Raw genomic sequence first — 16243 nt, forward strand, 5'->3', positions numbered from 1 at the left:
GTAGATACTGAACATATAGTTTGACCTACGATATTTGTGTTTGAGCGACACGAATTCATGAAAAAACCGCGCTGTAGCGCGGTGGTTACCTTCAGCCAACGGTCCGTAACTGTCAAACTTGAGTTTGAAGAAGCCACAAGCGGGGTTGGCATCAGCTACCATGTTCTCCCACTATCAGCAATTGACCATTCCTTATATGCCATTCCGTGAGATGTAAGGGGCCAGGTGGCTGCGGATGCCCGCCAGGACAAATTCGCACAGCCGCTGTTCAAAGGCCGGCCTGTCCGCAGGCGCGACCTCGGTCGTGGCATAAAACGCCATGTCGCCGACGAGGGCAATCAGCATCTTCACCGTCCAATCCAGGTGCGGCACGACAATCCCGTGGTGGCGGTGCTCCAGCGCCTCTACCAAGCGGGACCCGAAACGGTCGTACATGGCGCGCTGCTTCGTCTCCACAAACGCTCTCCCGCCTCCGCAGTAGAAGACGGCGCCAAGGGACGGATCGTCCCCAAACAATCGGAACACCGCATCCACCACGGCCAGGGTACGCGCCTCGACCGACAATCTGGTATCGGCCAGGATGGGCGCGATGCGTTCCCAGGCGGCGTTCACCGTCTCCTCAAACAAATCGGAAAGCAGTTGTTCGAGTGAGGAAAAGTGGAGGTAGAATGTGCCGCGGGCCACGTTGCTGGCCTCAATCACATCGGCAATGGTCACGTTTTCGTAGCCCTTCTCTTGGAACAAGCGTTTCGCGGTGTTCAGGATGTGCCGATGGCGTTCCTCTTTGGTCATGGGCTGGCGCATCGTGTTCGAGTCCTTTCTAGGCGTTAGCGTGTCCTTCGCTGTAGTAGGCGGAAACCACGTCGACAAAACGACGAATGAGCGGCTGTTCCGCCAAGTTGCGCGGATACGCCAAGTAGGTGGGGCGGACAAAGGCGGCGTCGCCGATGGAGATGACGGCGCAGCGCTTGGTCGCGGCGTCGTAGAGGGTGCGCCGCGGCAGCAGCGACACGCCCAGACCGTGTCCCACCATCGCCTTGACGCCGTCAAAGCTGTCCAATTCCATGCGTACGTTCGGATAGACCTGCTGCTTGGCGAGCAGGCTCATCACCCGCTGTCGGAACGGGGACGAAGAGCGTCCGAATGCGATGAACGGTTCTCCGGCCAGCATCCGCACACTGCGAAACCCGTGCACCAGGTAGTGATCCATCGGGGTCACCAAGTCAATCGGGTCTGGGGTAAACTCTTTTAGCACCACGTTCGGATGGTAGATAGGTTCACCGAGAAAGCAAAAGTCGACCTGATTCGCCAACAGGGCGTCTTTCATTTCGTCGTACAACCCCATGCGCACCTTGAGATGCACACGCGCCTGCCGCAGCATGCGCGTCAGGCATTCCGGCACGTCGGTGGACACAAAGGCGCGGCCAGACATGATGCGCAACACCGGAGTCCGCGAGCTGTCCGGGTTCATCATCTGTTCCTCCAGCGCCTGCATGCGTTCGGCCAGTGGCAGGAACCGCTCGCCAGCCGGGGTGAGTTTGACACCTCCCGCTTGACGCTCGAACAGTTCATAGCCAAGCGCTCGTTCGAGCCGCTGCAGCCGGGTGGTCACCGTGGATTGGGACATGAACAACTGTTCGGCGGTACGCGAAATGGATCCGATGCGCGCAATCGCCAGAAACAGGGAGACGTCTTTCGTGTCCACGGGCATCCCTCCAGGTGGCTCGTCCGGTCTCGGACAGCCCGAGCTTCAAGGCTGCATATGTATTGTATACCACAATCGACGCCCGGCCACAGCTATGGAAGAGGCTCGCTGCGCATGGCGTCGTTCCAGCAGGCTCGTGGGTCCCTGGGCCGGGCGGCGGATACGGCTCTGACAAGACGTTTGTTTCTTGATACATTCTTGATACATTGAAGAGAGCCGTTTGTATGGCGACGGTCAACCTAAACAAGGGAGCGTGGCAGATGGAGAATTTATGGAATCCGACGTGGGACTTGGATGTCATTTTTCCGGGCGGTAGCAACTCGGCTCCGTTCATCCAGTTTCTCGACGCCCTGGTCGCCGATTTGCAGGACTTGTTGTCCCGGGCCAGGCAGTTGACGCCACAGACGGACGCAGAGGGCTGGCTGGCTTTTCTGGATCCGTTCACAGACGCGTCGAAGCGGCTCAGCGAGGCCGAGGCGTATGTCTCCTGTCTGACTGCCCAGGACGTCCATGATGAGCGGGCCAAGTTGCTGGAGGCGCGGGTGACCCAAGCGGCCGCTCAGCACGAATCCGTCTCGACGGTGTATGAACAGGTGCTGGGCCGCATCCCGGAGGACGCGTGGCAGCGCTTGCTGCGCCACGGGCGCTTGGCCGGCGTGGCGTTCCCGTTGTCCGAGGCGCGTGCACGGGCCGTTCGCAAACTGCCGGTGGAGCAAGAGGTGCTGATCTCGGACCTGGCTGTGGACGGGTACCATGCCTGGGGGAACTTCTACTATTCCTTGATTGGACAAACGCTGATTCCCTATGAGGAAGATGGGAGGACGGTCCATCTGTCGGTCGGCCAAGCGAACAACAAGCTCCGCGACGGACAGCGCCGGGTGCGGGAGCAGGTGTTCACAAACTTCGAGCGGGCGTTTCAGGAGAAAGAGGATCTGTACGCGCAAACGCTCAACCACCTGGCCGGATACCGTCTGGCGGTGTACAGAGCGCGCGGTTGGGACTCGGTGCTGGCGGAGCCGCTGGACTACAACCGGATGCGGCCGGAGACCCTGGATGCGATGTGGGCGGCCATTGTCGACAACAAGGACGTGTTCGTCCAGGCGCTGTCCGCCAAGGCGAAGCTGCTCGGCCTGAGCCAGTTGTCCTGGCACGATGTCGAGGCGCCGGTCGGATCGCAGGACAAGGTGTTCAGCCCGGACGAGGCGCGCGACTTTGTCGTGGACCACTTTGCCCGCTTTAGCCCGGACATGGCGGCATTCGCCAGGTCTTGCTTCGACAAGCGCTGGATAGAAGCGGAAGACCGGCCGGGCAAGCGCCCTGGTGGCTTTTGCACCAGCTTTCCCGTGAGCGAACAGACGCGCATCTTCATGACCTTTTCCGGCACCGCGGACAACGTGTCCACGTTGGCGCATGAGTTGGGTCATGCGTATCACCAGCACGTGATGCGCGGGGTGCCGTATCTGGCCAGCCGTTATGCGATGAACGTGGCGGAAACGGCCTCCACCTTCGCGGAAGCAATTGTGGCGGACGCGGCCTTGGCGGCGGCCACCGATGCGCAGGCCAAACTGGCCATGCTGGATGCGAAAGTCACCCAGAGTGTCGCGATGTTCATGAACATCCACGCCCGGTTTCTGTTTGAGACCGGGTTTTACGAACGACGCCGGCAGGGGATGGTCGGCGCTGAAGAACTGAACAAGTTGATGGAAGAAGCCCAGCGAGAGGCTTACTGCGGGGCGCTCGGGCAATATCACCCCCGCTTCTGGGCGGCGAAATTGCATTTCTACATCACGGATGTGCCGTTCTATAACTTCCCCTATACGTTCGGTTACCTGTTCAGCACGGGTATCTATGCCCGGGCGCAGCAGGAAGGCCCCGGATTTGCGGCCAAGTACGTGGACCTTCTGCGCGACACCGGCCGCATGAGCACGGAAGACCTGGCCGCCAAGCACCTCGGGGTGGACCTGACGAAGCCCGATTTTTGGCAAGAGGCGCTGCAGCAGCTGAAGGCGGATGCGCTGGCCTTCATCGCGGCGGTCGACGCAGCGTCTTGAGCGCCGCTCGTGGGGCGAATCATGCGTGGGTAAGGCGCGGACCTGATTCCGGGAGCGGGCGAGGGCGCCGTCATGGCGTCCCTGCCCTGCGGCCAGCCGTCCCTCGCGGCCTCCTCGCGGAGACTTGGGTTCAGGGCGTCGCGGCTTGGCCGATGAGCCCACCCGTCGGGCTGCTCGGCGAGGCCGTATCCGATTTTGGGATTCTGCCGGCCAACCGGCCCATGCGCCCAGCTTCCACCGCCAGGGCCATCGCCCGCGCCATCGCCACCGGATTCTCCGCTTTGGCAATGGCCGTGTTGACGAGCACCGCGTCCGCGCCCAACTCCATCGCCAGAGCCGCGTCCGAGGGAGCGCCGATGCCCGCGTCGACGACCACCGGCACGCGTCCCGCGACGGCTTCGATGACACGCTCAATGCGCTCCGGGCTCGGCAGCCCTTGGCCCGTCCCGATGGCCGATCCGAACGGCATCACGGCGGCGCATCCAATCTCCACGAGGCGTCTGGCAACCGTGTGGTCATCGGTCGTGTAGGGCAATACGACAAATCCCTCATTCACCAGTTGTTGGGCCGCCTCCACGGTGGCGACGGGATCTGGCAGGAGCGTGCCGTCGTCAGGAATGACCTCGAGTTTCACCCAGTTTGACAATCCGGCCGCCCGCGCCAGCCGTGCGGTCCGCACCGCTTCGTCGGCCGTATGGCAGCCGGCCGTGTTGGGCAGGAGAAAGTGGTGCTCCAGGTCGATGTAGTTCAACAGCGACTCCTCACGCCGGTCGAGGTTGACGCGGCGCACCGCGACGGTGACAATCTCGGCGCCGGAGGCCGAAAGCGCCTCGCGCATCTCCTCCAGCGCACGGTATTTTCCGGTCCCAACCATCAGGCGCGAGCGGAAGCTGCGCCCGGCAATCGTCAACGGCTGGTCCATGTTGTCGCCTCCTTGTCAGGTGTTGTCTGGGTCTCCCGCGGGCTTGGCCGCGGGAGACCGCGGCCCTGCTGCTTGGATGTTCAACCGCCGCCGACAAAGCGCACGACTTCCAGCGTGTCGCCGTCAGTCAAGACGTGGCTGGCGAATTGATCCCGGTCGACAATGCGGCCGTTGCACTCAACGGCAATTCGTTCGCCGACGAGGTCGAGGTGTGCCATCAGGTCAGCGACGGTCAGCGGCTCCGGGAGCTCCCGCGTCTGTCCGTTGATGGTCAGTTGCATCCGCTCACCTCCTGGTCTGGGGTTCCTGCGGCAACACCGATTCCGGTGCAAACGCCCGCCACAGCTCCGGCAGCGGCTGTTGTGCAGCCAACGCCGCGACGATGCGGGCGGTGATGGGCGAGAGCAGCACCCCGTTGCGAAAGTGGCCGACGGCGACAATCACCTGCGGTTGATGGGGCAGGCGCCCAATCATCGGTGCTCCTGTGGATGATCCCGGCCGCAAACCGGTCCAGGCGCGCTCGAACACGGCGTCGCTCAGCCCGGGAGCCACTTCCGCCAATCCGGTCAGCAGAGTGGCTAGGCCTCTCGCTGTCAGCTCGCGGTCGAAGCCCGCCCCATGCTCCTCGGTCGCCCCGACGACGACGGTGCCGTCGCGCTTGGGCACCAGGTAGACCGATTCCGTGTGCACCGTGTGCGTCAGTCGGCCCCGGCGCGGACGGACTGCCAGCAGTTGCCCTTTGACCGGCCGGATTGGAAAGCGGACGTGCAGGGTGCTCAACAGCGCATGCGCCCAAGCCCCGGATGCGATTACCGCCTGTTGCGCCCGAAAGGTCTCCTCCTGCGTGGTCACGCGGACTCCGGAACCGTCAGGGTCTATTCTTAGAACCTCTGCGCCTTCGCGCACCTGTGCCCGGCGCCGGGCCGCCTCCCCGACTGCGCGGGCCAATCGCGGCGCCGAGATGTTGCCGTCTTCAGGCAGGTACAAGGCGCCGACTGCCGGGGCCAGCAGAGGCTCCTGAGCGGCGAGTTGCTCCTGCGGCCACCATTCGCCGCTGCCCCCATGTTCCTGCTGCCAGGTCAACTGCGTCCGCAGATGGCGGGCCGCCCGCTCGTCCGCGGCCACCTGGAGGATGCCGTTTTGCACCAGCTCAATGTCGATCCCGGTCTCCGCCAGCAGCGCCTCCGCCCATTGCGGATAGAGCCCGCGGCTTTCCAGGCACAGCTGAAAGAACGGCCCCGGGGACTTGACCTCCAGTTGTGCGCCCAGCATGCCTGCCGCCGCTCCGGACGCTTCGCCGCCGAGCCGGCCCCGCTCCAACAGCAGCACCGATTGGCCACTCTGTCCCATCAGCCATGCGCAGCTGCAGCCGACGGCGCCGCCGCCAATCACAATCGTGTCGTACGTGTTCATCCCCTTGCGCCTCCCCAGCTGCCGCCGCCGACCGGGACGTCCGGTCGCGGCAGCGGAAATGGGTGCTTGGGCTCCGTCTGTGAGCGGGCCATCGCCTGTTTGAGTTCAGCCGCCGCCTCCGCCGGACGGGGATGGTCGAGGACGGCGCCAATGACGGCCACGCCGCTGCAGCCGGTGGCCAGGACCAGGTCCACGTTGCTTTTGTCGATGCCGCCGATGGCAATCACCGGGATGGGCACGCTCTCCACGATGCGCCGCAGCTCCGCCAGGCCGCGCGGTGGGACGCCGGGATGGGACTCGCTGGCGAACACGTGGCCAAAGGTGATGTAGTCCGCCCCCTGTTCGGCGGCCGCCATAGCCGCCGCATAGCTGTGCACCGAGCAGCCAATCAGGCCTGGCCAACCGCTCTCCTTGACGACGCGGCGGACGGCCGCGACGGGCAGCGACTTGGCGGCCAGGTGGACCCCGTTGGCGCCGAGAGCCATGGCCACGTCGAGACGGTCATTGACCAGTAGGGCCGCCGACAGCCGGGCCGCGTCGAGAGTCGTCAACAGGGATTGGCAATCTGCGTACGAGGCCCCGGCCGGCGCCTTTTTTTCTCGCCATTGAATGACGTCGGCGCCGCCGCGCACGCTCTCCAGCAGGCCCTCGGCCAGGGGCAGGCGGGAGCGCTGCCGGTCGCTGACCACGTGCAGTACAGCCTTCATTTCATCCCGCCTTTCTGCCTGTTCGCCTTCGGTTCCACACTGTCAGTGGGACACACGAAAAAAGCCGCACCCAAGAAACGGGGCGGCGGGTTTCCATTCTGTACCCAACAAACGCAACCGGACACTTATGCATTGACGATGCCGAGCCTATTGACCTTATCAGACTATCACGGGCATGCGACGGACGTCAAGACACCGGGGCGGCCAGCAAGCGGGGACGGATTTGTGTACAATAGCGTCAATCGATATTGTGAGGGTGGCGACAGATGGATTCGCGCTATTCGAGGCAGATCTTGTTTCGTCCCATTGGCCCACAAGGCCAGGAGAGGTTGCGGGCCGCCAGGGTGGCGGTGGTCGGGCTCGGCGCGCTCGGGACTCAGTTGGCTTCGCAGCTGACGCGCGCCGGCGTCGGGTATCTGCGGCTGATTGACCGCGACGTGGTCGAAGCTTCCAATCTGCAGCGCCAATCCCTGTATGACGAGGAGGACGCCGAGCTCGGGGCCGCGAAGGCGCTGGCGGCAAGAGAGAAGCTGGCGCGGGCCAACAGCGAGGTGGAGATTGAGGCAGTGGTCACGGACCTAACGTGGCGCAACGCGGAGCGGCTGCTGTGCGACGTAGACCTCATCCTCGATGGCACTGACAACTTCGAGGTGCGGTACCTGATGAACGACGTGGCGGTCAAGCACGGCATTCCCTGGGTGTATGGGGGTGCCGTGGCTTCCTACGGGACAACGGCCATGTTCCGTCCCGGCCACACTCCGTGCCTGGTCTGTCTGTTCGGGCCCGAGGGCGGAGGCGGACACGACACCTGCGACACGGTGGGGGTGATTGCCCCTGTGGTGAACATCATCGCTTCCCTGCAGGTGGCCGAAGCGCTCAAATACCTGACCGGGAACACCCGGGCGCTGACCGGCAGCTTGACGCACGTGGATGTCTGGGCGGGGGAGTTTCGCGCTATCGCCTTTCCCGCCGCCAAAGCTGATTGTCCCTGCTGCGGACGGCGCGAGTTTCGCTCCTTGGCCGCCCGCGAGGAGTCGTTGGCGGTGTCTCTGTGCGGCAGGCGGACGGTGCAGGTGAAACCGAGCCCGAGAGGCGCCGGCCAGAACCTGAATCTGGCACGTCTCGCCGAGCGGCTGTCCCCCCACGGCCATGTCCACCACAACGCCCAGCTGCTGCGCTGCGACCTGGGGAGTGTGCAGCTGAGCGTGTTCGCCGACGGCCGGGCGCTCATCCACGGGGTCGAGGATGTATCCGTCGCCCGCCGTCTGTACGCACAGTACATCGGCATGTAGGGGGCGGCATTACGGCTGGGCGTGCCCAGGCGCGGAAGCGCCCGCCGGTTTTCCCGTGAGCCCAGTGCTCGGGCGGGCCACCACCCGCACCCACGGGCGGTCGTTTTCCCACGTAACCGCTACCGGGAGACCGAACGCGTCGCTGAGCAAGTCTGCAGACAGCACGTCGCGGCTCGGCCCCTGGGCGAGAACACGGCCCTGCTGAAGCAGGAGGGTATGGGAGAAGCAGGGCAAGATCTCTTCCGTGTGGTGGGTCACGTACACCAGCGTCGGGCCGTCGGGCTGCTCGCCGAGCCAGGCGATGGCGGCCAGCAGCTCCTCCCGCGTCGGCAAATCCAGTCCGGTGCACGGCTCATCCAGAATCAACAGCCTGGGCTTGGCCATCCAGGCTCGCGCCAAGAGAACGCGTTGCTTCTCGCCCTGGCTGAGCACCTGGAACGGCTTGTCAGCCAGCGACTCGCAGCGAAACTGGCGCAGCAGCCCCATCGCCGTCTCCGCATCCGCCGCGTCGAACCCCTGCCACAACCCGACCGACGCGTACTTGCCGCTGATGACAATCTGCACAGCCGCGTCGCCGGCCGAGGCCGATTGGGCGATTTGCTCGGCCATGGACTGGCTGACCCAACCGATTTGCCGGCGGAGTTCCTGCACGGGGACGCGTCCCAAGCGCTGTCCCAACACCTCCACTTCGCCGCGCGACGGCCAGATGTATCCGTTTATCATGCTGAGCAGGCTGGTCTTGCCTGATCCGTTGCGCCCCACGACGGCCCAGTGTTCTCCGGCGCGGATGTTCCAGTCGACGTCCTGTATGATGGTATGCCCTTGCCGGCGCCAGCTCACACCGCGCATTTCCAGGATGTTCATGTTCTCCACTCCGATGCTGGTTGGTCTGTCCCGAAAGACGGTGGACATAAGGGAATGGGATTTATTTTAACAATTTTCGAGAGCGTGACAAGTCACGGCGGCTTTCGAGAGGGTGACAAGTCCTTTGGCCGGTCCAACTGCTGTGGTTGGACCGGCCGCGACGGGGAGAAACCTCAGCCGCTGATGGACACGCGCAGGTAGCGGGGGAACCGCCACAGCGCTACAATCAATCCGGCGGCGCCAAAGGCCAGCAGCACGGCCAAGGATTGCACAACGTCGGCGGTGTGCCCGCCGTGCGTCATCACCTGCTGGAATCCTTGCTGCGCCCAGTATTGGGGCGTGATGTGACTGAGCACGCGGGCGAAGTGGGGCAGCATCGACTCGGGCACCCACAGGCCGCCGAGGGCCGCACCGCCCAGGGTGATGAGCATTGTGATGCCGCGCCCGTGGTTCTCACCACGCGCCAGCAGGGACACGGCCAATCCGATGCCCGTCCCGCAGATGGCCAGGCACAGCACGATGACCGCCACGGCCAACAGGTTTCCTAGATGGACGTGGTAGACAAGATGACCAAAGGCGAGCAGAACCGTGCACTGGATCAAAACGGCGATGATGGCCGGCACCCACATCCCGACCAGATAGGCCAGCGGCTGCAGTGGCGTGCTCATCAGCCGCGCCAGAATCCCTGATTCTTTTTCGCTCATGAACCGGCGCATCATGCTGAGGATGATGAAAAAGACAAACATCACTGTATAGCCGGGAACCACTTGGTCCAGCATAGCCGATTGAGCATCCGGATACGCGGACCCGGAGAACACGGATCCGAATAACGCGATGAAGAGCATGGGCAGAATGACCAGGAAGAACAGGTTGCCCCGGCCTTTGAACAGCAGTTTCAGTTCTTTGCGGATGATGCTTCGCATATCCGTTTGCCTCCTTTTGGTTGGGTGGGACGGCTAGTCGCGCAGCCGTGTCCCGGTCAATTTGAGGAACATCGACTCCAGTGAGGGTCGCGCCATTTCCAAGGCGTGAATGGTCAGCCCCCGCTCTTCGGCCTGCTGCAACAGGAAAGACATCACCTGCTGCCTGTGCTCCGTCTCTATCCACCACCCGTGCTCTCTCCGCGACACCTGGCAGGGGTGAGGGAACGGTGGCAGCTGTTCAAACCCGTCCATCTGCACATAGACCGCCTTGGCGCCGTATTGATTCCACAGCTGGACGAGCGGACCGGAGGTGACGACGCGTCCGTGGTCGAGGATGGCCACTTCGTCGCACAACGTCTCCGCCTCCTCCATGTAGTGGGTCGAATATATGACAGTCGCCCCTTGTTGCACGAGCTCGCGCACCAATTCAAAGATGTGGTTGCGAGAGTGCGGGTCCACCCCCACGGTGGGCTCATCCAGGATGAGCAGCTGGGGTTCGTGCAGCAGCGCCGCGGCGATGTTAATGCGGCGCTTCATGCCGCCGGACAGATTCTCCACCAGGTCTTTCCTGCGTTCGCTGAGACCGGTCTTGGCCAGCACCGCGTCGATCCGTTCGTACAGTCGCGCCCCACGCAGCCCGTACACTTCGCCAAAGAACATCAGGTTGTCGTGCACCGACAGCGTCGGGTACAGGGCAATGTCCTGCGGCACGTATCCCACGTGACGACGGACGGATCGCCCGTTTTGGGCCGCGTCCAGGCCCAGCACGTTCACAGAACCAGCATCCGGCTCCAGCAGCCCGGCGACGATTTTCATGGTCGTGGACTTGCCAGCCCCGTTGGGGCCGAGCAGTCCAAAACAGCAGCCGCGCGGCACGGCAAAGCTGACATCGGCCAGCGCCGTGGCCGGGCCGAACGACTTGCCCAGGTGGTCCACCTTCAACGCGCAATCCATGTTGAAACCGGCAGATGCAGTCATCATACAGTTTTCCTCCATTCCTGCGTTTCTACATCGCCAGCTGCTCATCAAGCAAGTAGGCGGCGAGGCGTATCAGGCCGTACGCCAGCACCCAGCTGCAGGCGATGGAGATGCACAGTGTAGGCGACAGCGACACATGCGGTACCCCATCCGAGTGAACCTGCAGGTAACGGTAATCCTGGCTGAAAATCAACCACCACAGGCCCGAGAACAAAATCCACGTCAGCGGCATCGCCGGACGGGCCCGCGACTCGGCGAGCGCGCCGTAGACAACCCCAAACGCGGCCACGAATGGGCACGCGGCAAGGGAAAGTCCGACCAACTGAAGTCCTGTGCGCAGGTAACTGGCGGTATAGCCAAGGTCCAGATGTCCGCTGACGAGCGCGGTGTACAGGCCGAAGAACGCCATCACCGCGTAGGTTAAGGCATAGATGAAGACGCTGCGCACGACGGCTGCCACAAATTTGGCCGCGCTCAGGTGCAGCCGGGAGTAGGGCAGGGTCAGCCACCAACCGACGGTGCCGTTTTTCCATTCAGTCACCATCGTGTTCACGGCGATGCCGAAGCTAGTGAATGGCAGTCCGAACGCGACCCACCACACCGGTCCCAGGCGGTAGTGACCACCGCGTGCCGTATAGGTGGCCACGGCCAAAAGGACCAGCGCGACGGCGGCCACGTAGGCAAGCCGCCACGCTCTCGGGATGGGCGTCCGGCGGCGCCTGCGGTGTTTGAAATCGTGTCGGACGAGTGCCCAGAATGTGGATTGTGCAGGCATGGTTAACCTCCTATCGATACAGTGTCTGCATGGCAGAGTGCATAGAGCCGAATTGGCGGCGCAGTTCGTCCGTGTCTCCGGAACGAATCACGCGCCCGGACTCGAGAAATACGGCGAGATCAAACAGCGCCTCCACCTCGTACAGCTCGTGCGTGCTGATGAGCACCGTGCGTTCGCCGTCGCTGACTCGGTCTATCAATGCGTCGATGATTTTCTCCCGCGATACGGTGTCGATGCCGGTGAACGGCTCATCCAGGATGATCAGCGGCACGCGGCGAGCGATGCAGAGGATGAGCATCACGCGCGCCTCCTGCCCGCGCGACATGTCGCGCACCCGGCCATCCAGCGGCAGCTTCATGAACTCGGCCAGCCCAAGCGCTTCCTCCAGGGAAAATCCGGGCAAGAAGGTTTCCGCCCAGCGGAATGCCTGCTGCACCGTATGGTCCGAGTACCAACGGGCCCGGTCGGGCAGGTACGCGATGTCGCGGTTGGTCCGCCAGCCCGGTGCCTCACCGAACACCCGTATCCGCCCCGCGTCTGGCCGTACCAGCCCGGTGATCATGCGAAACAGCGTCGATTTGCCAGATCCGTTCGGGCCGAGCACTCCGACCACACGCCCGGCCGGGATGGTCAGGTCGAGTCCGTCCAGCGCCCGATTGGCTCCATACCGTTTCTCGACCTGTTCACAGAGCACCGCCGTTTCGCCCATGGACGGCCGCCTCCTTCTTCTTGGTGTGCAAACAGTGTTCAATCTCGTCCCAGGTGTAGCCGAGGCTTTGCATCTGGGCTACGAAGTCAGCCAGGAGCCGCTCTGCCAGTTCCCTGCGAAACTGTTGAACGCGCTCGCGGGAGGTGGTGATGAAAGTGCCCTGGCCGCGCCGCGTTTCGGTCAACCCGTCGCGTTCCAACTCTTGGTAGGCGTGGCTGACGGTGTTCGGGTTGACTTTCAGCGCGTGCGCCATCTCTCGTACAGAAGGAATCTTTTCTCCCAAAGCGATCTCTCCCTTGGCAATCGCGCTTCTCATTTGCTTTAGGATCTGCTCGTACAAAGGCTGGCTGAGGTCCAGGCGAAACGTCAATGAGCCAACCTGCCGTTCATCCACTCTTGTCCCTCCGATCCGTTTCGCTCCAGGTGCACTGCGTGGATTGAGTGTATTATATCACTTAATACACTTAGGTCAATAGGGGGACGACGCGATAGCTACGCAAAGGGTCAAAAAGGCGCCGCATCTGCGGCGCCTGGCGGGGAAAGGGATGGGTGCCGGTTAGGAGCGATGGCCGACTGTGGATTCCGCGCGCGCGGTGAAGCTGTCGCGGCGCAGCGCCTCGTCGATGATGCCACCTCCGAGGCAAACGTCCCCGTCATAAAAGACCACCGATTGACCCGGGGTGATGGCGCGCTGGGGGGAGGCAAACGTCACCCGCCAGGTGGACCCATCCACCTGTTCCACCTCGACGGGCTGGTCCTCCTGCCGATAGCGAAACTTGGCGGTGCAGGAAAAGCGCGCAGCCGGCGGCTGTCCCGCCACCCAGTGCAAGTCACTGGCAAACAGTCCGTCGCTGAACAAGGCGGGGTGGTCGTGGCCTTGCTCGACGTACAGGACATTGTTTTTTACGTCTTTGTCCACGACAAACCATGGCTGCCCGCTGCCGCGGCCGCCAATGCCGAGTCCCTTGCGCTGGCCGATGGTGTAGTACATCAATCCCTGATGCGTGCCAATCCGCTGACCGGAGAGGGTGCGCATCTCACCGGGCTGGGCCGGAAGATAATGGCTGAGAAATGCTCGGAAGTTTCGCTCCCCGATGAAACAGATGCCTGTGCTGTCCTTCTTGCGGGCTGTGACCAACCCCGCCTCCTCGGCAATCTGGCGCACCCGCGGCTTTTCCAGGCCGCCAATTGGGAACAGCGTCTTCTCCAAGGCCGTGTGGTTGACCATGTACAGAAAGTACGTCTGGTCTTTGTTTCTATCCACGGAGCGTACCAGCTGGCTGCCGTCCGGGGTGCGCCGAACCTGGGCGTAATGCCCGGTCGCCAAATAGTCGGCGCCCAGCTGCATCGCCGTGGACAGCAACTCCTTGAATTTGATTTCGCGGTTGCACAGGACGTCCGGGTTAGGGGTGCGCCCTTTCCGGTACTCTTCCAGGAAGTACGTGAACACCCTGTCCCTGTACTCCCGTTCAAAATTGACGCTGTAATACGGAATGCCGATGTGATGGCAGACCTGCCGCACGTCCTCAAAGTCCTCGGCGGCGGTGCAGACACCGACATCGTCTGTATCATCCCAGTTTTTCATAAAGACGCCAATCACATCGTAACCTTGCTGCTTCAGCAGCCAGGCGGCTACAGACGAATCCACGCCGCCCGACATGCCGACGACGACGCGAGTCCGGCGTGTTGGCCTCATGGCGCATCCTTCCTTCTGTTTGCACGCGGTCCTTCACATGCGGACAAGCCCCTGACGGATGTGCCGTGCCAGGAGCGGGATTACGGAAACAGGTCCAGCAGTTCCGGCAATGCGTGAATAATGTGCGTGGCCCCTTTGAGATCGGCCGCGGACAGATGGAACGCGCAGCCTACCGATGGCAGTTTGTGTGCCGCCGCGGCGCGAATGTCCGAGGGTCTGTCGCCAATCATGACCAGGCCGCGGCCAAAACGGGCGATGTGGGCGGCCAAGGTGTCGGCCTTGCTGCGGCCCTGAACCGTCTCCAGACACAGCGGATGGTCAAACAGGAGACGCAGCCCTTCTTGGTCGAGCAGTTCGTCCAGATACGCCTGACTGCAGTTGCTGGCAATGGTCAGCGTGTAGCCGCGCCGCTTGAGCGTCACGAGCACATCGCGAGCTTCTGGAAATAGGCGGCTGTTATCCTTGGCGCCGCCGCGTTCGGGGCCTCTTTGCTGTCTGGACCAACGTGTAGAATCCACCAATGTGCCTTCCAGGTCGAATACCAAAGTCTTCATAGGCCTCACTCTAACGCACCCCGGGACGGATCGTCAAAGTGGACCGGTCCGCGCCCGGCTCTTTGCTGGCGCCAGCGGTGGGCAGCCTGCGCCAATTCCCGGTAGATGGCTGTCTGTTCGGAAAGGCGCATGCGGACCAGGCCGCTGGTCGAGGGAGCGACAAAGTCCCGTACCCCGGGTATCAGCGGATCCGCTTGAAAGCCCCAGGGAACGGCCGCTCCGCGGCGCCTCGGGAACTGGCGGAGAAACTGCTGATAGACTCCTTTGCCGACATAGCAGGCGAAGACGGGGCGGTACCGGTGCAGCTTAGCCGCCAGTATGCGACCGCCTTGCCGAAACTCCTCCGTTGTGATGTCTGCCGCGCTCTTGCTGGGACGGGTAACTATATTGGTGAAGCCATACTGGTAGTCGTCCAGCAGCGATGGGCTCTCCTCCGGCCGATATTGGCGACCGGTCAGGCCGGAGAGGTATAGCACCCGGTAAAACCGGTTGTTGCGTCCGGCATAGTTGAATCCCCGCGCGGCGGAGGTCAGCGACGGATTGAAGCCGATGAAGAGGACGACCATACCTGGCGCCAGCTGCTCGGTGATGGGCACAGACGTCCCTCCTTCTATTTCTTCACCTCTTCATTGTCGACCATCCGGATGCTGCCGTCAATGGAGTGGCTTGGAGGGTTTGGCGCCCGGGCGGGGAGTGGTACAATAGATTCCAGCCGGAGTGGAGAAAGGAGAACATTCACCTATGAAAGTGGGTCTGTTGGGCCTCGGCAAGATGGGGTACAACTTAGGCTTGAATCTGATGGACCATGGTCACCAGGTGGTGGCGTATGACGTTTCGCCGGAAGCCAGACAGCGGATGGGAGAGGCCGGCGCTGACACGGCCGCATCGCTGGCGGAAGTGGTGGCGAAACTGCCGGTCCCGCGCATCATCTGGATTATGGTGCCACACCAGTTTGTCGAGGACGTCCTGGGCGAACTGAAGTCTCGGCTCGCACCCGGCGATATCGTCATCGAAGCGGGTAACTCCCATTACAAGGATTCTCTGCGCCGGGCTGAAGAGTTTTCGCGGGCAGGTATGCACTTCTTCGACGTCGGCACGTCCGGCGGCATGGAAGGGGCGCGTCATGGAGCTTGTTACATGATTGGCGGGGACCCCGATGTATTTCCCACGATAGAACCGCTGTTTCGCGATACCGCGGTAGCAGGGGGCTACCTGTACACCGGTCGGGCGGGCAGCGGCCATTACGCGAAGATGGTGCACAACGGCATTGAGTACGGCATGATGGCCGCGATTGGAGAAGGCTTCGAGGTGCTCGAAAAGGGACCGTTTGAATACAACTACGCGGAACTGGCGCGAGTTTGGTCGCACGGCTCTGTGATTCGCGGTTGGCTGATGGAGCTGACGCAGAGTGCCTTCGAGAAGGACCCGAAGCTGGCGTCCATCCGGGGTGTTATGCACTCCTCCGGGGAGGGCAAATGGACGGTGGAGGAAGCGCTGGACCTGCAGGTGGCGGCGCCAATCATCGCGCTATCGCTGTTGATGCGCTATCGTTCACTCTCCGACGATACCTTTACCGGCAAGGTGGTCGCTGCGCTGCGCAACGAGTTTGGCGGCCACGCCGTGGAAAAGGCGGACTGATGTGACGCGTCAATCG

The 16243-nt window shown here is 62.8% G+C and carries 18 protein-coding genes; 3 read left to right on the top strand and 15 right to left on the bottom strand.

Annotated features, from left to right (window positions below):
• Window positions 1-192: 192 nt before the first annotated feature.
• Together ASH01S_RS04555 and ASH01S_RS04560 are read right to left on the bottom strand one after the other, a co-directional pair.
• On the bottom strand, window positions 193-792 hold the full coding sequence (locus tag ASH01S_RS04555) for a TetR/AcrR family transcriptional regulator (RefSeq protein WP_067924200.1): 600 nt from the start codon (window positions 790-792) through the stop codon (window positions 193-195).
• Window positions 793-820: 28 nt separating this feature from the next.
• On the bottom strand, window positions 821-1705 hold the full coding sequence (locus tag ASH01S_RS04560) for a LysR family transcriptional regulator (protein ID WP_067924323.1): 885 nt from the start codon (window positions 1703-1705) through the stop codon (window positions 821-823).
• A 224-nt stretch (window positions 1706-1929) separates the two neighbouring features.
• On the opposite strand from ASH01S_RS04560, the gene ASH01S_RS04565 reads away from it, so the two are divergent.
• Window positions 1930-3756 (top strand): M3 family oligoendopeptidase, encoded by a 1827-nt coding sequence (locus ASH01S_RS04565; RefSeq protein ID WP_245628920.1) that lies wholly within the window; start codon window positions 1930-1932, stop codon window positions 3754-3756.
• Window positions 3757-3886: 130 nt separating this feature from the next.
• Here the strand turns inward: ASH01S_RS04565 and ASH01S_RS04570 are convergent, their stop codons facing one another.
• The 4 genes from ASH01S_RS04570 to ASH01S_RS04585 all read right to left on the bottom strand — a co-directional run bounded on the left by ASH01S_RS04570 (window position 3887) and on the right by ASH01S_RS04585 (window position 6798).
• On the bottom strand, window positions 3887-4678 hold the full coding sequence (locus ASH01S_RS04570; protein WP_067924326.1) for a thiazole synthase: 792 nt from the start codon (window positions 4676-4678) through the stop codon (window positions 3887-3889).
• A gap of 80 nt (window positions 4679-4758) precedes the next feature.
• A complete protein-coding gene (thiS, locus tag ASH01S_RS04575) occupies window positions 4759-4959 on the bottom strand; it encodes a sulfur carrier protein ThiS (protein WP_067924330.1) in 201 nt (66 codons plus the stop codon).
• A gap of 4 nt (window positions 4960-4963) precedes the next feature.
• On the bottom strand, window positions 4964-6091 hold the full coding sequence (gene thiO, locus ASH01S_RS04580; protein WP_067924332.1) for a glycine oxidase ThiO: 1128 nt from the start codon (window positions 6089-6091) through the stop codon (window positions 4964-4966).
• Window positions 6088-6798, bottom strand: coding sequence for a thiamine phosphate synthase (locus ASH01S_RS04585; RefSeq protein WP_067924334.1), 711 nt, complete (start codon window positions 6796-6798; stop codon window positions 6088-6090). The genes thiO and ASH01S_RS04585 overlap by 4 nt, the downstream gene beginning before the upstream one ends.
• Window positions 6799-7064: 266 nt before the next feature.
• Between ASH01S_RS04585 and ASH01S_RS04590 the strand changes: the two genes are divergently transcribed.
• Window positions 7065-8090 (top strand): ThiF family adenylyltransferase, encoded by a 1026-nt coding sequence (locus ASH01S_RS04590; protein WP_067924338.1) that lies wholly within the window; start codon window positions 7065-7067, stop codon window positions 8088-8090.
• Window positions 8091-8099: 9 nt separating this feature from the next.
• Here the strand turns inward: ASH01S_RS04590 and ASH01S_RS04595 are convergent, their stop codons facing one another.
• The 9 genes from ASH01S_RS04595 to ASH01S_RS04635 all read right to left on the bottom strand — a co-directional run bounded on the left by ASH01S_RS04595 (window position 8100) and on the right by ASH01S_RS04635 (window position 15185).
• On the bottom strand, window positions 8100-8954 hold the full coding sequence (locus tag ASH01S_RS04595; RefSeq protein ID WP_067924340.1) for an ABC transporter ATP-binding protein: 855 nt from the start codon (window positions 8952-8954) through the stop codon (window positions 8100-8102).
• A gap of 173 nt (window positions 8955-9127) precedes the next feature.
• Window positions 9128-9877: an ABC transporter permease gene (locus tag ASH01S_RS04600; RefSeq protein ID WP_067924343.1), complete on the bottom strand. Its 750-nt coding sequence runs from the start codon at window positions 9875-9877 to the stop codon at window positions 9128-9130.
• A gap of 33 nt (window positions 9878-9910) precedes the next feature.
• Window positions 9911-10858: an ABC transporter ATP-binding protein gene (locus ASH01S_RS04605; protein WP_245628921.1), complete on the bottom strand. Its 948-nt coding sequence runs from the start codon at window positions 10856-10858 to the stop codon at window positions 9911-9913.
• Between the two features lie 25 nt (window positions 10859-10883).
• Window positions 10884-11630: an ABC transporter permease gene (locus tag ASH01S_RS04610; protein ID WP_067924346.1), complete on the bottom strand. Its 747-nt coding sequence runs from the start codon at window positions 11628-11630 to the stop codon at window positions 10884-10886.
• 10 nt (window positions 11631-11640) lie between these two features.
• A complete protein-coding gene (locus tag ASH01S_RS04615) occupies window positions 11641-12339 on the bottom strand; it encodes an ABC transporter ATP-binding protein (RefSeq protein WP_067924349.1) in 699 nt (232 codons plus the stop codon).
• Entirely contained in the window at window positions 12314-12733 is a 420-nt protein-coding gene (locus tag ASH01S_RS04620; protein ID WP_067924352.1) for a GntR family transcriptional regulator, read from the bottom strand. The genes ASH01S_RS04615 and ASH01S_RS04620 overlap by 26 nt, the downstream gene beginning before the upstream one ends.
• A gap of 162 nt (window positions 12734-12895) precedes the next feature.
• Entirely contained in the window at window positions 12896-14035 is a 1140-nt protein-coding gene (mnmA, locus tag ASH01S_RS04625; protein ID WP_067924355.1) for a tRNA 2-thiouridine(34) synthase MnmA, read from the bottom strand.
• 80 nt (window positions 14036-14115) lie between these two features.
• Window positions 14116-14589, bottom strand: a complete 474-nt coding sequence (locus ASH01S_RS04630; protein ID WP_067924359.1) for an HAD family hydrolase — start codon at window positions 14587-14589, stop codon at window positions 14116-14118.
• A 5-nt stretch (window positions 14590-14594) separates the two neighbouring features.
• The gene (locus ASH01S_RS04635; protein ID WP_245628922.1) at window positions 14595-15185 is read right to left on the bottom strand and encodes a mismatch-specific DNA-glycosylase; all 591 of its coding nucleotides are present in this window, start codon (window positions 15183-15185) and stop codon (window positions 14595-14597) included.
• Window positions 15186-15330: 145 nt separating this feature from the next.
• Here ASH01S_RS04635 and gnd point away from each other — a divergent pair, with 145 nt between their 5' ends.
• Complete coding sequence (gnd, locus tag ASH01S_RS04640; RefSeq protein ID WP_067924362.1) at window positions 15331-16227, top strand: phosphogluconate dehydrogenase (NAD(+)-dependent, decarboxylating); 897 nt, start codon at window positions 15331-15333, stop codon at window positions 16225-16227.
• Window positions 16228-16243: the final 16 nt, after the last annotated feature.

It is taken from the genome of Alicyclobacillus shizuokensis NBRC 103103 (genome assembly GCF_001552255.1).
In the GTDB taxonomy this organism is placed as follows: Bacteria; Bacillota; Bacilli; order Alicyclobacillales; family Alicyclobacillaceae; genus Alicyclobacillus_G; species Alicyclobacillus_G shizuokensis.

Coding starts and splice junctions, on each gene's coding strand:
- ASH01S_RS04555 (WP_067924200.1), bottom strand. CDS start 792: ATGACCAAAGAGGAACGCCATCGGCACATCCTGAACACCGCGAAACGC.
- ASH01S_RS04565 (WP_245628920.1), top strand. CDS start 1,930: ATGGCGACGGTCAACCTAAACAAGGGAGCGTGGCAGATGGAGAATTTA.
- ASH01S_RS04570 (WP_067924326.1), bottom strand. CDS start 4,678: ATGGACCAGCCGTTGACGATTGCCGGGCGCAGCTTCCGCTCGCGCCTG.
- thiS (WP_067924330.1), bottom strand. CDS start 4,959: ATGCAACTGACCATCAACGGACAGACGCGGGAGCTCCCGGAGCCGCTG.
- thiO (WP_067924332.1), bottom strand. CDS start 6,091: ATGAACACGTACGACACGATTGTGATTGGCGGCGGCGCCGTCGGCTGC.
- ASH01S_RS04585 (WP_067924334.1), bottom strand. CDS start 6,798: ATGAAGGCTGTACTGCACGTGGTCAGCGACCGGCAGCGCTCCCGCCTG.
- ASH01S_RS04590 (WP_067924338.1), top strand. CDS start 7,065: ATGGATTCGCGCTATTCGAGGCAGATCTTGTTTCGTCCCATTGGCCCA.
- ASH01S_RS04595 (WP_067924340.1), bottom strand. CDS start 8,954: ATGAACATCCTGGAAATGCGCGGTGTGAGCTGGCGCCGGCAAGGGCAT.
- ASH01S_RS04600 (WP_067924343.1), bottom strand. CDS start 9,877: ATGCGAAGCATCATCCGCAAAGAACTGAAACTGCTGTTCAAAGGCCGG.
- ASH01S_RS04605 (WP_245628921.1), bottom strand. CDS start 10,858: ATGATGACTGCATCTGCCGGTTTCAACATGGATTGCGCGTTGAAGGTG.
- ASH01S_RS04610 (WP_067924346.1), bottom strand. CDS start 11,630: ATGCCTGCACAATCCACATTCTGGGCACTCGTCCGACACGATTTCAAA.
- ASH01S_RS04615 (WP_067924349.1), bottom strand. CDS start 12,339: ATGGGCGAAACGGCGGTGCTCTGTGAACAGGTCGAGAAACGGTATGGA.
- mnmA (WP_067924355.1), bottom strand. CDS start 14,035: ATGAGGCCAACACGCCGGACTCGCGTCGTCGTCGGCATGTCGGGCGGC.
- ASH01S_RS04630 (WP_067924359.1), bottom strand. CDS start 14,589: ATGAAGACTTTGGTATTCGACCTGGAAGGCACATTGGTGGATTCTACA.
- gnd (WP_067924362.1), top strand. CDS start 15,331: ATGAAAGTGGGTCTGTTGGGCCTCGGCAAGATGGGGTACAACTTAGGC.